The 18,984-nt window shown below is 71.0% G+C and carries 16 protein-coding genes; 5 read left to right on the forward strand and 11 right to left on the reverse strand.

Annotated elements, in window-relative coordinates:
- Window positions 1–66 precede the first annotated feature (66 nt).
- From ABFX54_RS10930 to ABFX54_RS10950, 5 genes are read right to left on the reverse strand one after another with little or no spacing between them, the layout of a single operon-like run.
- Window positions 67–1,428: a sulfatase family protein gene (locus ABFX54_RS10930; RefSeq protein ID WP_346103782.1), complete on the reverse strand. Its 1,362-nt coding sequence runs from the start codon at window positions 1,426–1,428 to the stop codon at window positions 67–69.
- Window positions 1,429–1,450: 22 nt separating this feature from the next.
- Window positions 1,451–2,257 (reverse strand): carbohydrate ABC transporter permease, encoded by an 807-nt coding sequence (locus tag ABFX54_RS10935; RefSeq protein WP_346103784.1) that lies wholly within the window; start codon window positions 2,255–2,257, stop codon window positions 1,451–1,453.
- Window positions 2,257–3,156 carry a carbohydrate ABC transporter permease gene (locus tag ABFX54_RS10940; RefSeq protein ID WP_346103786.1) on the reverse strand — a complete coding sequence of 300 codons (900 nt, stop codon included), beginning with the start codon at window positions 3,154–3,156 and terminating at the stop codon, window positions 2,257–2,259. The genes ABFX54_RS10935 and ABFX54_RS10940 overlap by 1 nt, the downstream gene beginning before the upstream one ends.
- Entirely contained in the window at window positions 3,153–4,418 is a 1,266-nt protein-coding gene (locus tag ABFX54_RS10945; RefSeq protein ID WP_346103787.1) for an ABC transporter substrate-binding protein, read from the reverse strand. Before ABFX54_RS10945 ends, ABFX54_RS10940 begins: the two co-directional genes overlap by 4 nt.
- 15 nt (window positions 4,419–4,433) lie before the next feature.
- Complete coding sequence (locus tag ABFX54_RS10950) at window positions 4,434–5,435, reverse strand: LacI family DNA-binding transcriptional regulator (RefSeq protein ID WP_346103789.1); 1,002 nt, start codon at window positions 5,433–5,435, stop codon at window positions 4,434–4,436.
- A gap of 334 nt (window positions 5,436–5,769) precedes the next feature.
- Here ABFX54_RS10950 and ABFX54_RS10955 point away from each other — a divergent pair, with 334 nt between their 5' ends.
- The 4 genes from ABFX54_RS10955 (at window position 5,770) to ABFX54_RS10970 (ending at window position 10,768) form a co-directional block, all read left to right on the forward strand.
- Window positions 5,770–7,512 carry a multicopper oxidase family protein gene (locus ABFX54_RS10955; RefSeq protein WP_346103791.1) on the forward strand — a complete coding sequence of 581 codons (1,743 nt, stop codon included), beginning with the start codon at window positions 5,770–5,772 and terminating at the stop codon, window positions 7,510–7,512.
- Between the two features lie 166 nt (window positions 7,513–7,678).
- Window positions 7,679–8,617: a thermonuclease family protein gene (locus ABFX54_RS10960; protein WP_346103793.1), complete on the forward strand. Its 939-nt coding sequence runs from the start codon at window positions 7,679–7,681 to the stop codon at window positions 8,615–8,617.
- Window positions 8,618–8,693: 76 nt separating this feature from the next.
- A complete protein-coding gene (locus tag ABFX54_RS10965) occupies window positions 8,694–9,290 on the forward strand; it encodes an SRPBCC family protein (protein WP_346103794.1) in 597 nt (198 codons plus the stop codon).
- A 146-nt stretch (window positions 9,291–9,436) separates the two neighbouring features.
- Window positions 9,437–10,768, forward strand: a complete 1,332-nt coding sequence (locus tag ABFX54_RS10970; protein WP_346103796.1) for a glycoside hydrolase family 30 protein — start codon at window positions 9,437–9,439, stop codon at window positions 10,766–10,768.
- 29 nt (window positions 10,769–10,797) lie between these two features.
- Here ABFX54_RS10970 and ABFX54_RS10975 read toward each other — a convergent pair whose 3' ends face one another.
- The 4 genes from ABFX54_RS10975 to ABFX54_RS10990 all read right to left on the reverse strand — a co-directional run bounded on the left by ABFX54_RS10975 (window position 10,798) and on the right by ABFX54_RS10990 (window position 15,022).
- Window positions 10,798–11,613: a carbohydrate ABC transporter permease gene (locus ABFX54_RS10975; protein ID WP_346103797.1), complete on the reverse strand. Its 816-nt coding sequence runs from the start codon at window positions 11,611–11,613 to the stop codon at window positions 10,798–10,800.
- The gene (locus ABFX54_RS10980) at window positions 11,606–12,565 is read right to left on the reverse strand and encodes a carbohydrate ABC transporter permease (protein ID WP_346103798.1); all 960 of its coding nucleotides are present in this window, start codon (window positions 12,563–12,565) and stop codon (window positions 11,606–11,608) included. Before ABFX54_RS10980 ends, ABFX54_RS10975 begins: the two co-directional genes overlap by 8 nt.
- 1 nt (window position 12,566) lies before the next feature.
- Window positions 12,567–13,823: an ABC transporter substrate-binding protein gene (locus ABFX54_RS10985; RefSeq protein WP_346103800.1), complete on the reverse strand. Its 1,257-nt coding sequence runs from the start codon at window positions 13,821–13,823 to the stop codon at window positions 12,567–12,569.
- Window positions 13,824–13,894: 71 nt separating this feature from the next.
- Window positions 13,895–15,022 carry an ROK family transcriptional regulator gene (locus tag ABFX54_RS10990; protein WP_346103802.1) on the reverse strand — a complete coding sequence of 376 codons (1,128 nt, stop codon included), beginning with the start codon at window positions 15,020–15,022 and terminating at the stop codon, window positions 13,895–13,897.
- A gap of 76 nt (window positions 15,023–15,098) precedes the next feature.
- Between ABFX54_RS10990 and ABFX54_RS10995 the strand changes: the two genes are divergently transcribed.
- On the forward strand, window positions 15,099–16,346 hold the full coding sequence (locus tag ABFX54_RS10995) for a Gfo/Idh/MocA family protein (RefSeq protein ID WP_346103803.1): 1,248 nt from the start codon (window positions 15,099–15,101) through the stop codon (window positions 16,344–16,346).
- Here the strand turns inward: ABFX54_RS10995 and ABFX54_RS11000 are convergent.
- Window positions 16,343–17,452 (reverse strand): 5-methyltetrahydropteroyltriglutamate--homocysteine S-methyltransferase, encoded by a 1,110-nt coding sequence (locus ABFX54_RS11000; protein WP_346103805.1) that lies wholly within the window; start codon window positions 17,450–17,452, stop codon window positions 16,343–16,345. The genes ABFX54_RS10995 and ABFX54_RS11000 overlap by 4 nt on opposite strands.
- A 6-nt stretch (window positions 17,453–17,458) precedes the next feature.
- Window positions 17,459–18,940: an acyl-CoA synthetase gene (locus ABFX54_RS11005; RefSeq protein ID WP_346103807.1), complete on the reverse strand. Its 1,482-nt coding sequence runs from the start codon at window positions 18,938–18,940 to the stop codon at window positions 17,459–17,461.
- Window positions 18,941–18,984: the final 44 nt, after the last annotated feature.

Consider the following 18,984-nt stretch of genomic DNA (forward strand, 5'->3'; position numbering starts at 1 on the left):
GAAGGCGCGGGGCCCGCTTGTTCGCGCGGGCCCCGGCGGGCACTTGTCAGTGGTGTACGGCGGCCGTCAGGGGCGGGGCTGGTGGCCGAAGCGGACCGGTTTCGGGCCGCGCAGCCGTACCTCCGGATCGGGCATCGCCTGCTCCCGCCCCGCCCGCGCCACGGCCGGCTCGACGACCGGCTCCGCCTCGCCCGCCGCCACGATCCGCCGCACCAGCCGCTCCCGCAGCCCGGCCGCGACCTCGGCGTGCGAGCCGTACCCCGCCAGGTTGACCAGCTCGTACGGATCGTGCTCCAGGTCGTAGAGCGCCTGCTCCCGGTAGCGGTCGGCGGCAGGAACGTCCCACGGATCGGCGCCCTCGGCGACGGCGTAGTACTTCCACCGCGACGTACGGATGCCGCGCCCCACCTCCGACTCGCTCACCTGGAAGAAGACCTCTTCGGGCCACTCGGCGCGTGAGTCGCGCACCAGCGGCAGGAACGAGCGGCCCTGCATCTCCTCGGGCACGTCAAGACCGGCGGCGTCCAGCAGCGTCGGCGGCAGGTCGAGCGTGCTGACCGGCCGGCCGATCGCGCCACCGCCGTCGAAGCCGGGCCCGCGCAGCGCCAGCGGCACCCGCAGAGAGGCGTCGTGGCAGGAGCGCTTGTACTCGCCGTTGCGGGTCTTGAAGTGGTTGCCGTGGTCGGAGGTGTAGGCCACGATCGTGTCGTCCAGCAGGTCCATGCTGCGCAGCGCGTCGAGCAGCCGGCCGAGCCCTTCGTCCAGGCGTCTGACCTGGCCCAGGTAGCCGCCCACGTGCCGGTGCGCGGTGCCGCCGAGCGCGGCCAGGTCCGGCGGCATCCAGCGGCCCTGGTAGCGCTCCTCGTAGCCGTCGGGGGCCGGGTAGTCGTCCGTCTCGTTCTGGTGATGCGGCTCCAGCAGCGACAGGAAGAGGTAGAAAGGCTCGCCTGCGTGATCGGCGACGAAGCGCACGGCCGCGTCGAACAGCGCGTCGGAGCGGTAGCCGGGCAGCAGGACGGGCTCGTTCGCCTCGTCGTAGACGATCGTCCGGTAGGCGTCGGAGGTGTGCTCAAGCGCGTTGGCCCCGAGCCACGACCGGTAGCCGCCGCGCCGCTCCTCGGGCACCGGCTCGGTGCCGGCCAGGTGCCACTTGCCGATGTAGCCGGTGGCGTAGCCGGCCGCGCCGAAGTGGTGCGCCAGCGTGCGCTCCTCCGGCGGCAGGACGCGGCCGTTGCGGTGCACGCCGGTCGTGGTCGGGTAGCGGCCGGTCTGCAGGGCCGCGCGGGCGGGCGCGCACACCGGCTGCGGAGTGATCGCCACCGTGGCCTGGGTGCCGTGCCTGGCCATCCGGTCGAGGTTCGGGGTGAAGGGACCGACGGTGTCCCACCGCTGCTGGTCGGTGAAGACGACGATCACGTTCGGACGCAAGAGTGAAGGCTCCTTGTGTGAGTTACTTGAGGCCGGTCAGGGCGATGCCGCGGACGAAGTACCGCTGGGTGAGGACGAACAGGACGGCCGTGGGGACGAAGAGGATCACCGAGCCGGCCGCCGTGAGGTGCCACAGCGTGAAGTACTCCTGGTTGAACAGGGTGAGCCCGACCGGGATGGTACGCATCTCGGGCGTGCTGGTGGCGACCAGCGGCCAGAGGAACTCGTTCCACTGGAAGACGAACGTGAACAGCCCGAGCACGGCCAGCGCCGGCCGCGTCTGCGGCAGGATGACGCTGCGGTAGATCCGCAGCTCGGAGGCGCCGTCGATGCGGGCCGCGCTGATCAGGTCGTCGGGGATGGGCTGGATGAACTGCCGCATCAGGAAGATGCCGAACGCGTCCATGAGGAACGGGGTGATCAGCCCCTGGTACGTGTCGAGCCACCCCAGGTTGGCCATCAGCACGTACAGCGGGATCATCCGCACGAAGAACGGCACCATCAGCGTGGCCAGCAGCGCCACGAACAACGTGTTGCGCAGCGGGAAGCGGAACTTGGCGAAGACGTACCCGACGAGCGGATCGAACAGCAGGTGCGCCAGCGTGATGCAGCCGGCCACGACCAGGCTGTTGACGATGAAGTTCCCGAACGGCGCGCGGACGAACAGCTCGGCGTAGTTGCCCCACTGCGGCGAGTCCGGCCACAGGACGGCGTCGGCCGACAGCGTCTCGGCCTCCGTCTGGAGCGACAGCGAGACCATGTAGAGCAGCGGCAGCACCGTGACCAGGCAGGCCAGGCCGAGCAGGGTGTAGAGCAGCGGCCTGCGCATCAGTACGTGACCTCCCCGCGCCGCCCCGCCCTGAGCTGGACCAGGGTGAACGCCACGATCACGATCAGCAGCAGCACCGACTGAGCCGAGGAGTAGCCGAAGTCCCTGGTGCGGAAGGCGACGTTGAAGATGTGGAAGACCGACAGGTCGGTGGCGTCGCCCGGCCCGCCGCCGGTGATGATGTACGCCTGCCCGAACGCCTGCAGCCCCGAGATGACCGCCATCACCGACACGAACAGCGTGGTCGGGGCGAGCAGCGGCAGCGTGATCCGCCAGAAGCGGCGCCAGGCGTCGGCCCCGTCGATCTCGGCGGCCTCGTGGTAGGTCTCGGGGATGCCCTGCAGCCCGGCCAGGAACAGCACCATCGTGTAGCCGACGCTCTGCCAGAGGGTGACGGCGGCGATCGTGAGCAGCGGCGCGGTGTTGAGCCAGGTCTGTCCCGGCAGCCCCATCGCGCCCAGCACCCGGTTCAGCACGCCGAGGTCGGGGTCGAGGATGTTGCGCCACAGCAGGCCGACGATGGCCACGGAGGTCAGGTACGGCACCAGCAGCAGCACCCGGAACACCACCCGGCCCCTGAGCGGCTGGTCGATCGCCATGGCCAGGGCCAGCCCGAGCACGATCGAGCCGATCACCACCATCACCGCGAAACCGGCCGTGATCAGGAACGAGTGCCGGACGGCCGGATCGGACAGGGCCTGACCGTAGTTGCCCAGGCCCGCCCACTGGTCGGCCATCGGGCCCGTGCGGAAGCCGGTGGCCACCACGTTGCCGATCGGCAGGTAGAAGAAGGCGGCGAAGAACAGGATCGCGGGCAGCAGGAACAGGTAGGCGGTCCTGGCGTACCGGCCTTGCAGCGTGCGGGGCGCTGTAAGGCTTCGCAGGGTGCGGGGGCTCACTTCAGGAAGCCCTCGGCGTTCGCGGCGAACCTGCGCAGCGTCTCGTCAGCCGGCCGGTTCTGGATGAGCACCTGCTGGTACATGACCTTCAGCTCCTCCTCCCACTTGCCCAGCTTGCCGGTCAGGCGTACCTGCTGGGAGGAGTCCTTGGCGCCCGGGAGCGCGTCGGCGAAGACCTTGAGCGCCGCGTCCGAGCGCACCTCGGGCAGCTCGGCCCAGGAGACGCGCGGCATGAGCATGCCGGTCTCCTTGGTGGCGGCCTGTTCGACGTCGAGCGCGGTGATGCGCTTGATGAAGTCCCACGACAGGTCGGGCCTGGTCGCCTTGGCGGGCACGAACATGCTGACGCCGGCCGCCTGCGTGGCCGCCACCTTGTGCTTGAGCGGCGGCGCGACGCCCAGGTCGATGTCCGGGCTGGTCTTCCTGATCGGCTCCAGGTCCCAGGGGCCGGTGAGAATCATGGCCGCGCGCCCGGCGGAGAACAGCTTCTGCGGGCCCGAGTAGTCGGTGCCCGACACCGGCACGGGGGCGACCTTGTGCTTGTGCACCAGGTCGGCCTGGAACCGCAGGGCGGCGACCGCGTCCTCGATCGGGGTCATCACCTTGCCGGTCTGCGGGTCGTACGGGGTGACGCCGGCCTGCACCATCCACGGCCACAGGTAGGTGTAGTCCTGGTTGAGCGCGACGCCGTGGACGCCGTCCTTGGTCAGCTTCTTGGCCGCGTCGAGGAACTCCTCCCAGGTGGCGGGCACCTCCACGCCCGCGTCGCGGAGCATCGCCTTGTTGTAGAGCAGCGTGTTGCAGGTCAGGTGCAGCTGCACCCCGTACACCTTGCCCTGGTAGGAGTTGCGCTCGACCGTCACCGGCTGCCAGTCGGAGGGGAAGCCCATCGCGGCGCCGTCGCGGTCGACGTAGTCCTGCAGCGAGCGGGCGTTGCCGGAGATGGCGAACTCCTGCACCCACCCGCCGGGCTCCTCCACCAGGTCGGGAACGGTCCCGGAGGCGAAGTCGGCCAGCAGCCTGGTCCGCAGGTCGGGCCACTGGTACTTCTGCAGGTTGACCTTGACCTTGTTGGCCTGCTCGAACTCGGCGATCACCTTGCGGTAGGCCTGGTAGTCGTGGCCGGCGTTCCAGTAGACGGTGAAGGTGCCGGGCGCGGCGCTCTGCGTGGTGGGCGCTCCCGCGCAGGACGCCAGCACCGGCACGGCGGCGGCCGCCCCGGCGAGGCGGAACAGGTCACGGCGTGAGGGGTGGGGATGCATCTCGGGGTTTCCCTTCTAGGACGAGCCCCGCCGGATGAAGGTCCACGAACGGACGATCTCGCGGGCGGGCGGCGGCTCCTCGGCCTGGAGGCGGTCGAAGAGCAGGCGTACGACGTCGGTGTAGTCGTGCCGGAGCGGGCCGACGGTGCTGAGCGGCGGATTGCTGATGAGACCCTCGTCGATGTTGCCCGCGCCGACGATCGCGACGTCCTGTGGCACGCTCAGCCCCAGGTCCCTGGCCGCCCAGATGGCGCTGATCGCCGCCCGGTCGGAGGCGGCGAAGATCGCGTCGGGCCGGTCGGGCGAGCTCAGCAGATCGGTCGCCGTCTGGTACGCCGAGACGCGGTCGTCCGCGCCCCCGGTGACGATCCGCTCCTCGACGCCGTGCCGGTCGAGGGCCGTGGTGTAGCCGAGCAGCCGCCCGGCGGGCTTGTCGCGGTAGACCTCGTGCCGGTGCGCCATGAACGCGACGCGCCGGCGCCCGCCGGCCAGCAGGTGCCCGACCGCCTCCGCGGTCGCCTCGGCCTCGGGGGTGCGGACGACGTCGCAGCCTTCGAGCCCGCTCTCGTTGCTCATCACCACCATCGGCAGCCCGGTGGCGGCCAGGCCGGAGAGCAGGTCGCGGGTGAGGTGGTCGCCGACGAGGTTGATCAGCACGCCGTCGGCGATGCCGCCGCGCAGCACCTCGACCGCGGCCTTCGCGCGGGCCTCGGAGTAGACGGACAGCGACACCACGGAGTAGCCCCGCGCGTCGGCCATCTCGTGCAGGTCCGTGGCGAGGCGCTCGTCGCTCGGCACGCCGCCGAACGAGCTGAGCACCAGGCAGACCCGCTGGGTGCGGCGCTTGCGCAGGCTCCTGGCGGCCTGGTTGGGGGTGTAGCCGAGCTGTCTGGCGGCGTCGAGCACCCGCTGCCTGGTCTCGGCGGCGACCGGACGGTCCTTGCCGCTGAGCACGTAGGAGACGGTCGCCACTGACACGTTCGCCAGTTCGGCCACTTGTCGCGCTGTTGGTCTCATGTTAGTCGAATAACCTAGCATTCCCTATAGGACATTAGGGTAATTTCGGAGGCTGGATCTCGGCGGGCAGGTCAGCGCGTGGGGGATGTCACTCCTTGGCTCGCGACCGATGTGAATCGATTAACACCGTATGCCGCACCCTCCGCCCGGATCAAGAGCCGATTCCGGACGAGCGTCACCGGCCGGGGGCGGAGGCGGCCCGCGTGCCACTGAAGCGTGGCGCGCGGATTTCTTGATCACTCTCGGTTACCTTGCCAGGTGGATGGGGGGATCTGTTGTGAATGGTTCGGCACGCGCGCGGGGTCCGGTTTCTCGCAGGTTGTTCGTCACCGGCATGTTCGCCGCCCTGGGCGCCACACCGGCCGCCGCAGGGGCGGCCACCGGGGGAGTCGAGAGCGTCGGGGGCGTCAAGGGCGTCGGCGGCGTCGGCGGCGTCGGCAGGGTGGCGCGGCCGCCGCGCGGGGTGACGTTGCGGGCGCGCCCCGCGTCGGTCTCGCTGGGGCGGCGTACCGTCTCCACCTGGGCGTACGGCGAGTCGTTGCCCGGGCCGCGCATCGACGCCACCGCCGGCGGCGTCGTCAGGGCCAGGCTCGTCAACGACCTGCCCGCGCCGACCACCGTGCACTGGCACGGGATCAGGATCGACCCCCGGATGGACGGCGCCCCCGGCTACACCCAGCAGCCGACCCGGCCTGGCGGCACGTTCGACTACGTCTTCGAGGTGCCCGACCCGGGCACGTACTTCTACCACTCGCACGTCGGCATGCAGAACGACCGCGGCCTGTACGGGCCGCTGATCGTCGAGGACCCGCGCGAGCCGCTCGGGTACGACGAGGAGTTCACGGTCCTGCTCGACGACTGGCTCGACGGCGTCTCGGGCACACCAGACGACGCGCTGCGCCGGCTGAACGCCAGCACCGAGCACGACGACACGCTGCGCAGCGACCTGCTGGGCGGGGTCGTGGGCGAGCTGCGCCATCCGTACCACCTGGTCAACGGCCGCACGCCGGACGCGCCCGCGGTCTTCATCAGCCGTCCGGGGCGGCTCGTCCGGTTCCGGGTGATCAACGCGGCCGCCGACACCCCGTTCCGGGTGGCGCTCGGCGGTCACCGCATCGCCATCACCCACACCGACGGCTTCCCGTGCCGGCCGGTCACCGTGGACACGTTCCTCATCGGCATGGGCGAGCGGTACGACTTCCTCGTCCGGCTGGGGCCGGGGGCGTTCCCGCTGGTGGCGGAGGCGGAGGGCAAGCGGGCGCGGGCGTTCGCCGTCGTCCGTACGACGAAGCTCGCCTCCACCCCGAACAGGAACGTCCGGCTGCCCGAGCTGAACGGCCGCATCCTCACCTACGCCGACCTGGAGGCCCGCGACTCCGACGAGCTCCCGCGCCCCGCAAGGAGGGTGACCGTGACGCTCGGCATGCGGCCGTCGGGCAACGAGTGGACGATGAACGACCGGCTCGCGAACGACCCGATGCGGCTGCGCGTGGAGCGGGGCGAGACGATCAGGATCGTCCTGGACAACCAGTCGCCGATGTGGCACCCGATGCACCTGCACGGCCACACCTTCCAGTTGCGCGGCACGGGGTGGGGCGGGCCGCGCAAGGACACGGTGAACGTCAAGCCGCGCGAGCGCCTGAACATCGACGTCCAGGCCGACAATCCCGGCGAGTGGATGTTCCACTGCCACAACCTGTACCACCAGGAACAGGGCATGATGGGCACCTTCGGCTACGGCCCCCAACCCCCCGGCCTCGGCCACAGCACCCACGGCAACCAAGGCGGCCAAGGCGGCCAAGGCAGTCGGAGCGACCGCGGCGGTCGCGGCGGCAATGGCACCCCTGCCGGTCACGCCGGCCAGGGCGTTCACGGCGGCCGAGCCGGTCACGGCGGCCAGGACACTCGCGGCGGTCGCGATGGGGATGGCGGCCACGCCGGTCGCGGTGGCGACGGTGGTCGCGGCGATGGCGCGCGGGGCGGTCAAGGCGGTGCCGGCAGTCATGGCGCGAGCCGGCCCGACAAGCCGGCCGAGCGTCCCACATCCCGCCGTCACCGGCGCGAAGCCGACCACTGAGCCGCCGCAACCGGCGCGAAGGCGGCAGATGAGCCGCCGACATCCCCGCCCCCGGCTCCCCCCGCACCGGCGATCCGCCGGACTGTCCATGGACCGCAGCCTTCCGGCGGGTTACGCTCCGCTGGCGACCTGTCGGGGGACGAACCGATACCGATGGGGGGCCATCATGACGTACACCCTGATCCGCGGCAGCTTCGTGATCCGGTATCCGGACCGGCCGCGTCAGGGCCCCGAGCCCGACGGCGACACCGTCAAGTTCCTGCCCGACACGCCCGCCCTGGTCGAGGCGCTGCCACGACGCTCCGGCCGGCCGGCGGCGCTCACCGCGCGCGGTGTCTCCGCGCGGCTGGAGGCGATCGACGCCCTGGAGACGCACTTCGCGGAGAGCCACCAGGAGGAGGACGGCGCCTACGCGGCCCGCGACGAGCTGCTGCGGCTGCTCGGCTTCACGAACGTGACCTTCTGGGAGGACCTGCCCAACAGGGTGCGCTCGGCCGACCAGGACTCCCTGCGCGGCCACGTGCTCTCCAACGGCATCGACGCCAACGGCCGCATGATCGCGTTCTGCTACGCCGGGGACCATCCGGACCCGGACGGGACCAGCGTGTTCGTGAACGTCCCGCTGGCCGATCGTTCCGTGAACGCGCAGTTGCTGGCCGCCGGGCACGCCTACCCGGCGTTCTACGCGACGTTGCCCGCGGACCTGCGCACGCACCTCGCGGAGGTGTCGCGGACGGCCAGGCGCAAGGGCTCGGGGCTGTGGCCGCGCTCGGACGCCGACCCGGAGGGCGCGGCCATCGTGCGGGACCTGGCGGAGCTGGAACGGCTGGTGATGTGGCCGAAGCTGTTCCGGCGCATCGTGCCGTACCTGGCGGCGGGGTTCACGACCTTCGACGGCTTCGACGGCTGGCTGCGCGCGGACCCGGTCAACCGGGACGACGAGCTGTTCCTCATCCCGAAGCTGGAGCGGGGCAACCTGCACGACGTCGTCATCGGGGCTGGGGCCGGGATCCAGCTCACGATGTGGCCGGAGGACTTCATCATCAGTCCGGACCCGCCCGCACCGGGCACGCCCGTCACCCCGTCACCGGACGCGCTCCCCTGACGGGGGTCTACCGGGTTGATCCGGCGCGGGACCCGTCGGAGACTGGGCGTTCCGACAGCCGACCGAAGGAGTCCGTATGTTCTCGCTCGTGCCGCGCTCGGTGTTCAGGCTCGCGGCCGGAGCGGCGGCAGGCTACCTGTTCGCACTCCGGCCCTGGCAACTGCGCTGGGGCGCCGACGACCGCGAGGTCCACGCGGAGATGCCCGGCGACGACCTGGCCGGCCGCGCGCAGTACCAGGCCACCCGCGCGATCACGGTGGCGGCTCCGCCGGCCGGCGTCTGGCCCTGGCTGATCGAGCTCGGCGGCCATCGCCCCGGCGCCGCACCCGACCGGCCCGCCGCCGGCGCCACCGGGGAGGAGGCCGCCGGCCAGGGGCTCAAGGTCGGTGACGTGCTGCTCGGCCGGAACGACGGCAGCGCGTTCATCGTGGAGCAGCTCGACCCGCCGCACACGCTCGTCCTGGCCATGCGCGGCGACGACGCCACCACCACCTGCTCCATCTCCCTGCGCGAGGTGGACGGCGCGACCCGGATGATCTTCCGCACCCGCGTCCGCGCCGAGCCGGGCGTGCGTGGCACCACCTACCTGGCGACGACGGACCTCGGCGACTTCCTCACCACGCGCCGCCAGATGCTGGCCATCAAGGAACGCGCCGAGTCCACGCACCACTAGACGGCGAGCCCGGAGAAGGCCCTCGGGGCGGCCCGGCCGCCAAGCCGCACTTGACGGCGCTTATTGACGGGGGCGCCTTCGCGAGTTTACGGTTCCGGCGATCGGCGAAATGTATCGGTCACGACCCCGAAACTTTCGGAGGCGCCATGTTACGAGGACTCGTCGCCATCTCGCTGCTCGGCCTGCCCGCCGTGCACGCCACACCCCCCGCCGGCCCGCCGGCCATCACCGTGAACGAGCGCGTCCGGCACCAGGAGATCGACGGCTTCGGCATCTCCCAGGCCTTCCGCCGCAACGAACTGCTCGCCGCCCTGTCGCCCGCCCAGCAGCGGGAGGTGCTCGACCTGTGGTTCGACCGCACCAAGGGAGCCGGGCTGAGCATCCTGCGGCTCGGCATCGGCTCCTCCCCCGCCGGCAGCCCGTACGACCACATGGTGTCGATCCAGCCCGAGAACCCCGGCGGCCCCGACGCCCCGCCGAAATACGTGTGGGACGGCGACGACAACAGCCAGGTCTGGGTGGCCAAGGAGGCCAAGCGGTACGGCGTCGAACGGTTCTTCGCCGACGCCTGGAGCGCCCCCGGCTACATGAAGGACAACGGCGACGACAAGAACGGCGGCACCCTCCTGCCCGAATGGCGCCGCGCGTACGCGGACTACCTGGTCGCCTACACGAAGTTCTACCGCCGCGAGGGCATCAAGATCACCGACCTGGGGTTCACGAACGAGCCCGACTGGACGGCCACGTACGCCTCCATGCGCTTCACCCCCGAGCAGGCCGCCGAGTTCGTGAAAGTCCTCGGCCCGATCGCCAAGGACGTCAAGCTGACCTGCTGCGACTCCTTCGGCTGGAGCGAGTCGAAGGCGTACACGGCGGCGATCGAGGCCGACCCCGAGGCCCGCCGCTGGGTGAAGACGCACACGGGCCACACCTACGCCAGCCCGGTGGACGGCCCGCTGCCGACGGCCAGGAAGACCTGGATGTCGGAGTGGAACCCCAACGGCACCACCTGGAACGAGAACTGGGACGACGGCAGCGGCTACGACGGCCTGACCATCGCCCAGGCCGTGCACGACGCGCTCACGCTGGGCCAGGTCAGCGCGTACGTCTACTGGCTGGGCGGCTCGCGCGGCGCGACCAGGGCGCTGCTGCAGCTCGACGACGAGGCCAAGCAGTACCACGTGTCGAAGCGGCTGTGGGCGCTGGCCGGCTACAGCAGGTTCATCCGTCCCGGCGCGGTGCGGCTGGAGGCGTCGGCGGCTGATCCGGCGGTGAAAGTTTCAGCGTTCCGCAACCGTGACGGCTCGCGGGTGGTCGTGGCACTCAACACCGGCACCGCTCCCGTCACGTGGCAGGGCGTGCGCGGCCGGACGGCGGCGTACGTGACCGACGAGACCCGTTCGCTGTCACCCGCCCCGATCAAGGGCCGCACGGTGACGCTGCCACCGCGGGCCCTGACCACGATCGTCACCAGGTGACCGCGCGCCCACACCGAGCGGAGCCCGGCTCAGCCCTTGCTGCCGGTGTGGGCGACGCCCTGGATGAACTGCCGTTGCAGGAAGACGAAGACGGCGATCACGGGCAGCGAGGCGATCAGCGAGCCGGCCATCAGCACGGGATAGTCGGTCTGGTACTGCCCCTGGAGCGCCGCCAGCCCCGCCGACAGCGTCATCTTCTCCGGATCGGTGTTGACCACCAGCGGCCAGAACAGGTCGTTCCACGCCCACAGCAGGGTCAGAATCCCCAGCGCGATCAGCCCTGGACGGGCCAGCGGCAGCATGACCGACCAGTAGATGCGCACGGGGCCGGCCCCGTCGAGCCGGGCCGCCTCCTCGATCTCGCGCGGCAGGGCGAGGAAGAACTGCCGCAGCAGGAACACCCCGAACGCGCTGAACAGGCCGGGCACGATGATCGCCTGGAGGCTGTTGAGCCAGCCGAGCGAGGACATGATCTGATACTGCGGGATCACGAACAGCTGCGGCGGCACCATGAGCACCGACAGGAAGACGCCGAACAGCAGGTTCCGGCCGGGAAAGCGCAGCCGGGCGAAGGCGTAGGCGGCCATCGAGCAGAACAGCACCTGCCCGGTCACCCGGCCCGCCGCCATGATCACGGTGTTGAGGAACTGCTCGCCGAACGGCAGCAGGTCGAAGACCTTGCCGTAGTTGTCCCAGCGGCCCTCGGGCAGGAACGTCGGCGGCACCGCGGTGGCGCTGCTGAGCGTCTTGAGCGAGGTGATGATCTGCCAGGCGAACGGCGCCACCATCAGCAGCGACGAGATGGTGAGGATGGCGTGCACGCCCAGCGGGCGGCGCTCAGACATAGTGCACCCACTTGCGCTGGAGGCGGAACTGCGCGACCGTCAGCGCCGCGATGAGCACGAGCAGCGCGATCACGATGGCGGCGGCGTAACCGCGGTCGTTGGTGACGAAGGCCCGCTCGTAGAAGAGCTGCACGACGGTCTGCAGCCGCGAGTACGCCGGGTTGGCCCGCGCCGACTGGCCGGACCCGGTCATCACGAAGACCAGGTCGAAGAGCTGCAGCGAACCGATCACGGACACGATCGAGATGAAGAACGCGGTCGGCGACAACATCGGCAGCGTGATCTTGAAGAACTGGCGGACGCGGCCTGCGCCGTCCATGGAGGCGGCCTCGTACAGCTCCTTGGGGATGCCCTGCATGCCGGCCAGGAAGATGATCAGGTTGTAGCCGACGCTGCTCCAGATGCCGACCACGACCAGGGCGTACATGGCGGTGCCCGGGTCGGCGATCCAGTTGGGCCCGTCGATGCCGGCCACCGAGAGCACCTGGTTGACCAGGCCGTAGTCGCCGTTGTAGAGCCAGCGCCAGAGCATCGCGACCGCGACCGGCATGGTGACCACCGGCAGGAAGAACGCCGTGCGGTAGACGCTCACCCCGCGCAGCCCCGGCCGGTTGATCAGCGCGGCGAACACGATGGCGACGGGGATCCCGAGCAGGCCGAGCACGGTGTACATGAGGGTGTTGAGCACCGCCCGGCCGACCTCGGGGTCGGCGAACAGCCGCGTGTAGTTCTCCAGGCCGACCCAGGTGTGCCCGCCGAACGCGCCCCACTCGGTGAAGGAGAAGTAGACGGTCTGCAGGACGGGCCACAGGTAGAAGACGGCCAAGCCGAGGCCGGTGGGGGCGATGAACGCGTACCCCCACAGGGCCTCGGTGCGCGGCCCGCGCCGCTTCGCCGCGTGGGCGGCCCCCGTGGACGAGCGCGGGGGCCGCGTTCCGGCGGTGGTGGTCACGTCACTCCTTGGCCAGCAGGTCGTTCATGCCGGCCGCGAGGTCCGCGGCGGCCTTCTCGACCGGCACCTCGCCGGTCCACGCCTTGGTGAGGTGGGTGAGCTCGGCCTCCTGCCAGGCGGCGGTGTTCTTGGACACGGGGTACGGCACCGCGTACGAGACCGCGTCGAGGAACGTCTGCAGCTTCCACTCGGGGTGGGCGGCCACCCAGTCGTTCTGGGTGCCGTTGTAGGCCGGGATCGGGCCCTTCTTGCCGAGGATGTCGGCGGCCGGCTTGGAGCCGAGGAACTTGACGAACTCCAGCGCCTCGGCCGGGTGCTCGGTCTTGGCCGACACCACGTTGGCGACGCCGTGGATGATCGTGGCCTGCTTCTCGCCCTTGGGCAGCGGGGCGACGTCGACCTTGTCCTTGGTGTAGTCGTTCTTGCCGAACTCGGCCACGTTCCAGGACCCGCCCCAGTACATCGCCAGCTTGCCGGCCTCGAAGAGCTGCAGCGGCGCGGTGTCGGTCATGGTCTTGAGATCGGGCGACTGCTTGGCGGCGATGAGGTCGGTCCAGAACTTCAGGCCCGCGATCGTCTTGGGGTCGTCGTAGCCTGACTTCTTGCCGTCGGGCGAGATCACGTGGCCGCCGGCCTGGTAGATGGTGTTGTACTGATATTCCTGGAAACTGGTCAGCTCGGCCCCGACGGCGTAGACGCCCTTGGCGGGGTCGGTGACCTTGGCCGCGGTCTCCTTGAAGTCGGCCCAGGTCCAGTCGTCGGCCGGATACTTCACCTTGGCCTGGTCGAAGAGCGTCTTGTTGTACCAGACGCCGACGGTGTCCATGTCCTTGGGCAGGCCGTACAGCTTGCCCTCGTAGGTGTAGAGGTCCACCAGCGCCTTGGGGTAGACCGAGGTGTCGACCTGCTCCTCGATCGGCTTGATCACGCCGTTGGAGGCGTAGAGCTGGAAGTTGGGGCCGTTCATCCAGAAGACGTCGGGCGCGGCGCCGCCGGTGACGGCGGCCTTCATCTTCGTCCAGTAGTCGGCCCAGGGCGTGAGCTGGACGTTGACGGTGACGTTCGGGTGCGTCTTGGCGAACTCCGCGGCCAGTTCCTGCATGACCGCCTGCTGGGTGGCGTCCCAGACGCCGTAGGACAGCGTCACCTTTTCTCCGGGCTGCGCGTCCGTGCCGCCGGCCTGCTCACCGCCGCCGCAGGCGGAGGCGAGCAGTGCCGCGCAGAGGAGGGCCGCACCGCTCCGTGCCGACTTCCACATCTCCCAGTCCTCTCCTAGAACGTGGGAGTAATGATGGAGTCCAGTGAAATAGTTGGCAAGAGCTGAGCGTGTTACAGATGGCTCACGAGCGGGCTGCGGCCGTCGAGCACCCGGTCCTCGACGTCGTCGAGCGCCAGCCGGACGGCGCCGAGCACCACGGCCTCGTCGCCCAGCGCCGACATGCGCACCTCGGGGGTACGGATGCACCAGCGGTCCAGCTCCCGCTTGAGCGGCTCGATGAGCACGTCGGCCGAGCGCGAGTAGCCGCCGCCGACCACGACCATCTGCGGATCCAGCGTCAGGACCAGCGCGGACGCCCCGAGCGCGAGGTCCTTGACGTAGCGGCGCACGGCCGCGACCGCCGCCTTGTCGCCCTCCCGCGCGGCGGCGAACACGTCGCCGGCCTCGCCGCTGGCGGCCACCAGGTGCTCCTGGGCGCGGATCCAGCCGAGCACCGGCAGCGCCCCGATCTCGCCGGAGGCGTTGGCGAAACCCCTGTGCAGCTTGCCGTCGATGATCAGACCGGCTCCTGTCCGCAACCCGGCCAGCAGGAACACCAGGTCCTTGGCGTAGCGGGCCACGCCGCGCCAGCACTCGGCCAGGGCGGCGAGCTTGCCGTCGTTCTCGACCAGCACCGGGGCGGGGCACATCCGGCGTACGTGGGCGGCCAGGTCGACGCCGGTCCACTCGGGCAGCGCGTCCGACAGCAGCACCCGGCCCGCGCCGTCCACCAGGCCGGTGGTGCCGACGCCCGAGGCCCACACGTCGCCGCCGGTCAGCCCGGCGCCCTCCAGGCACTCCGCGACCGCCCGGTCCACCGCCGCCAGGCGTTCGAGCCGGCCCATCTCGGGCGTCACCGCGACCCGCGCGCTGTGCAGCACCTCGCCGTCGAGGTCGGCGACCACCGCGCGGATCTTGTGCCCGCCGATGTCCACGCCGAGCACCCGGCCCGCCTCGGACCTGAACCGATAGCGCCTGGCCGGGCGGCCGACCCCGCCCGCCGTGGCGCCCGCCTCGGCGACCCAGCCCTTCTGCAGCAGCTCGCGCACCACGTCCTCGGTCGACGCGCGTGACAGCCCCGTGCTCCTGGCCACCTCGGTCAGCGTGAGCGACGAGCTGCCCTGCAACACCCTGATCACGGCCTGCGCGTTGAGCTGCCGCAGCCTGGACAGGTCGCCGCCGGTCACATCCCCGGCCATCGGCCCCCCTTGCTGTCAGCTATCCAGAACCGAATAATGATGCTCTCCATGATATTTGTTCGGGGGGAAGGTTCCAATGACTGAGGTGACTCTAGCCGTCGTCGGCGGCGGCCTGCGAGGGCTGACGTACGCGCGCCGCGCGCACGCGACGGGAGCCGGGCGGGTGGTCGCCGTGGCGGAGCCCGATCCCGTGCGGCGGGCGGCGTTCGCGGCCGAGTTCGGGATCGCGCCCGAGCGGGTGCACGAGGGCTGGAAGGACCTGGCGGCGGCCGGCCGGCTGGCGGACGCGGCCGTCATCGCCACGCAGGACCGGATGCACACCGACCCCGCCGTGACGCTGGCCGGCCTCGGTTACCACATCCTCCTGGAGAAGCCGATGGCCACGGAGGAGCCGGAGGCGGCCGCCATCGCCGCGGCGGCCGTGCGCAACGGCATCATGCTGGCGGTCTGCCACGTGCTGCGCTACACGCCGTACACGCGGGTGGTGAAGGACCTGCTGGACGAGGGCCGGATCGGCCGGCTGGTCAGCGTGCAGCACCTGGAGCCGGTCGGCTGGTGGCACCAGGCGCACTCGTTCGTCCGCGGCCACTGGCGGCGCGCGGACACCTCGGCGCCGATGCTGCTGGCCAAGGCCTGCCACGACGTGGACTGGCTGGTGCACCTGTTCGGCCGGCCGCCGGTCCGGGTGTCGTCGTTCGGCTCCCTGTCGCACTTCCGCGCCGAGGAGCGGCCCGCCGCCGCGGCCGACCGGTGCCTGGACTGCCCGCTGGAGCCGTCGTGCCCGTACTCGGCGCCGCGGCTCTATCTGGGCTGCCTCGGTGACCCCGAGAGCGAGTTCTGGCCGCTCGGGGCCGTCACGCCTGGGCGCACCGAGGCCGACGTGCTGGAGGCGCTGCGCACCGGCCCGTACGGACGCTGCGTGTACGCCTGCGACAACGACGTGGTCGATCACCAGGAGGTGATGATGGAGTTCGACGACGGCGGCACGTGCTCGTTCACGATGAGCGCGTTCACCCCGATGGAGCACCGCCGCACCCGCCTGTTCGGCACCCACGGCTACATCGAGGGCGACGGCGGCACCCTGCGGGTGGTGGACTTCCGCACCGGGGAGGAGGAGACCGTCACCGTCGCCGAGGCCGGCGGCCCGTCGGCGGCCGACGGGCACGGGGGCGGCGACGAGGGGCTCACCGACGCCTTCCTCGCCGCCGTCGCCTCGGGCGACGCCACGCTGCTGCGCTCGGACGCGGAGCAGAGCCTGATGACGCACCGCGTCGTCTGGGCCGCCGAACGCGCGCGCCTCAGCGGCACGGTGGTGACGCTCTAAGCACTGCCCCACACCTCCTGAGCGGTCTCGACGATGAGGCGGAGCTTGGCGAACTGCTCGTCGGCGGTGAGCTCGTTGCCCTCCAGCGTCGAGGAGAACCCGCACTGCGGCGACAGGCAGAGCTGGTCGAGGTCGACGAACTTGGCCGCCTCGTCGATCCGCCGCTTGAGCGTGTCCTTCGACTCCAGCTCGCCGCGCTTGGTCGTGACCAGGCCGAGCACGACCATCTTGCCGGGCGGCACGTAGCGCAGCGGCTCGAAGCCGCCCGAGCGCTCGTCGTCGAACTCCAGGAAGAACCCGTCCACGTTCAGCTCGCCGAACAGCGCCTCGGCCACGAAGTCGTAGCCGCCGGCGGCGGCCCACGAGGAGCGGAAGTTGCCCCGGCACATGTGCGTGGTGATCGTCATGCCGGCCGGCTTGGCGGCGAGCGCCGCGTTGATCTGCTTGATGTAACGCAGGTGCATGTGCTCGGCGTCGTCGCCGCGCTCGCTCAGCTCCGCGCGCTGCGCCGGGTCGTTCAGATAGGCCAGGCTCGTGTCGTCGAACTGCAGGTACGTGCAGCCCAGCGCGCCGATCCTGCGGACCTGCTCGGCGTAGGCGGCGCTGAGATCCCGCCAGAACTCCTCCACGTCGGGGTAGACGCCGGGGTCGATGGCGGCGGGGCCGCCGCGGTAGTGCACCATGCTCGGCGACGGGATGGTCAGCTTGGGCGTCACCCCCGGCTCCACCGTGTCGCGCAGGAACGCGAAGTCGTCGGCGAAGATCGGCTCGTTCAGCCGGATCCGGTCGTGCACCCGCAGGGCGGCCGGGGTGAACTCGATGTCGCCCTGCTCGTTGTGGAAACGCACCGTGATCTGCTCGTCGGAGGCCTGGCCGATGCCGCCGAGCTGGTAGATGAAGTCCATGTGCCAGGACGCCCGGCGGAACTCCCCGTCCGTGGCGCTCTGCAGGCCCGCCTCACGCTGGCCGCGGACGACCGCCCTGATCGCCTCGTCCTCCACCTCGCGCAGCGCCTCGCCGGTGCGGGTCTGCCGGGCGCGCAGCAGTTCCGGGGGGCGGAGCAGGCTTCCGACGTGGTCGGCACGGAAGGGCGGTGAGGTACGCATGGGCGATCATCCTCCGTAGAGCTCTCTCAGCGGGGCCTTGAGCAGCTTGCCCGCCGCGTTCTTAGGCAGTTCAGCCACGAATTCAACATATTTCGGGATCTTGTAGCGGGCCAGGCGGCCGTCCAGGTGCTTCAGCAGTTCCTCCGGCGCGGCCGTGGCGCCGGGGCGCGGCACCACGAGGGCCTTGCCCACCTCGCCCCACTTCTGGTCGGGCACCCCGATCACCGCGCACTCGGCCACCGCGGCGTGCTCGTACAGGGCGCCCTCCACCTCGGCGGGGTAGACGTTCTCGCCGCCGGAGATGATCACGTCCTTGATCCGGTCGGAGATCCGCACGTAGCCGTCCTCGTCGGCGACGCCGACGTCGCCGGAGCGGAACCAGCCGTCGGCCGACAGCACCTCGGCGCTCGCCTCGGGCCGCCGCCAGTAGCCGGGCATGACGTTGGGGCCCCGCACGTAGAGCTCGCCCGGCTCGCCGGGCCTGGCGGGCGAGCCGTCGGGGGCGACCAGCCGCACGTCGGAGAAGAAGTGCGGCACGCCGGCCGTGCCGACCTTCTCGACGGAACGCTCGGCGCCCAGGAAGAGCGCGCCCGGCGCGGCCTCCGTCATGCCGTAGCCCTGGAGGAACAGCAGCCCGCGCTCCTGGTAGGTCCTGATCAGCGGCTCGGGCACGGGCGCGCCCCCGCACAGCAGGTGCCGCAGGCTCGACAGGTCGGCCTTGTCCCAGCGCGGCGAACGGGCGAGGAAGCCGAACATCGACGGCACCCCGAACATCACCGTCACCCGTTCCGACTCGATCAGGTCGAACGTGCGCTCCACGTCGAACGACGGCTCCAGGACGACCCGCCCGCCCTTGAGCACGCTCGGCACCAGCGTCTGGGCCAGCGCCGCGATGTGGAACAGCGGCGCGCTGATCAGCACCACCTCGTCGTGCGCCAGCGGCACGTCCACGAGCAGGTTGAAGGTGTTCCAGGTGAGGTTGCCGTGGGTGAGCATGGCGCCCTTGGGATGGCCCGTGGTGCCCGAGGTGTACATGATCAGGCACACGTCGTCGTGGCCCACGGGCTCGTCGACGGGCTCGGGCGACCCCGACGCCAGCAGCGTCTCGTAGTCGCGGGCGGGCAGGTGCCGTCCCGGCAGTCCGTCGCCGTCGCGTTCCTCGCCCAGCACGAGGACCGACGGCTCGGCGTCCTGGAGGACGTAACGCAGCTCGGGCGGGGCCAGCCGGGTGTTGAGCGGCACGAACACGGCCCCCAGCAGCCCCGCCGCGAAGAACGTCTCCACCGCCGAGGGCTGGTTGACGCCGAGGAAGGCGACGCGGTCGCCGCGCCGCACCCCGAAGCTCGCGGCCAGCGCGCAGGCCAGCCGGTTCACGCGTTCGCACAGCTCGCGGTAGGTGTGATCGCGCCCCCGGTACGACAGCGCGACCCGCTCCGGCGTCATACGTGCCCTGCGCGCGGGCCACGACCCCATCCCCTGATTCCGCATCGGCACTCCTCCGCGCTCAAGCCCTCAAGTTAGGCCACTATCCG

The organism is Nonomuraea maheshkhaliensis, assembly GCF_039529435.1.
GTDB classification, from domain to species: domain Bacteria; phylum Actinomycetota; class Actinomycetes; order Streptosporangiales; family Streptosporangiaceae; genus Nonomuraea; species Nonomuraea maheshkhaliensis.

Bases quoted from the DNA above. Each gene is read 5' to 3' on its own strand.
- ABFX54_RS10935 (WP_346103784.1), bottom strand. From the start codon at position 2,257: ATGCGCAGGCCGCTGCTCTACACCCTGCTCGGCCTGGCCTGCCTGGTC.
- ABFX54_RS10945 (WP_346103787.1), bottom strand. From the start codon at position 4,418: ATGCATCCCCACCCCTCACGCCGTGACCTGTTCCGCCTCGCCGGGGCG.
- ABFX54_RS10950 (WP_346103789.1), bottom strand. From the start codon at position 5,435: ATGAGACCAACAGCGCGACAAGTGGCCGAACTGGCGAACGTGTCAGTG.
- ABFX54_RS10955 (WP_346103791.1), top strand. From the start codon at position 5,770: ATGTTCGCCGCCCTGGGCGCCACACCGGCCGCCGCAGGGGCGGCCACC.
- ABFX54_RS10960 (WP_346103793.1), top strand. From the start codon at position 7,679: ATGACGTACACCCTGATCCGCGGCAGCTTCGTGATCCGGTATCCGGAC.
- ABFX54_RS10965 (WP_346103794.1), top strand. From the start codon at position 8,694: ATGTTCTCGCTCGTGCCGCGCTCGGTGTTCAGGCTCGCGGCCGGAGCG.
- ABFX54_RS10970 (WP_346103796.1), top strand. From the start codon at position 9,437: ATGTTACGAGGACTCGTCGCCATCTCGCTGCTCGGCCTGCCCGCCGTG.
- ABFX54_RS10975 (WP_346103797.1), bottom strand. From the start codon at position 11,613: ATGTCTGAGCGCCGCCCGCTGGGCGTGCACGCCATCCTCACCATCTCG.
- ABFX54_RS10985 (WP_346103800.1), bottom strand. From the start codon at position 13,823: ATGTGGAAGTCGGCACGGAGCGGTGCGGCCCTCCTCTGCGCGGCACTG.
- ABFX54_RS10990 (WP_346103802.1), bottom strand. From the start codon at position 15,022: ATGGCCGGGGATGTGACCGGCGGCGACCTGTCCAGGCTGCGGCAGCTC.
- ABFX54_RS10995 (WP_346103803.1), top strand. From the start codon at position 15,099: ATGACTGAGGTGACTCTAGCCGTCGTCGGCGGCGGCCTGCGAGGGCTG.
- ABFX54_RS11000 (WP_346103805.1), bottom strand. From the start codon at position 17,452: ATGCGTACCTCACCGCCCTTCCGTGCCGACCACGTCGGAAGCCTGCTC.
- ABFX54_RS11005 (WP_346103807.1), bottom strand. From the start codon at position 18,940: ATGCGGAATCAGGGGATGGGGTCGTGGCCCGCGCGCAGGGCACGTATG.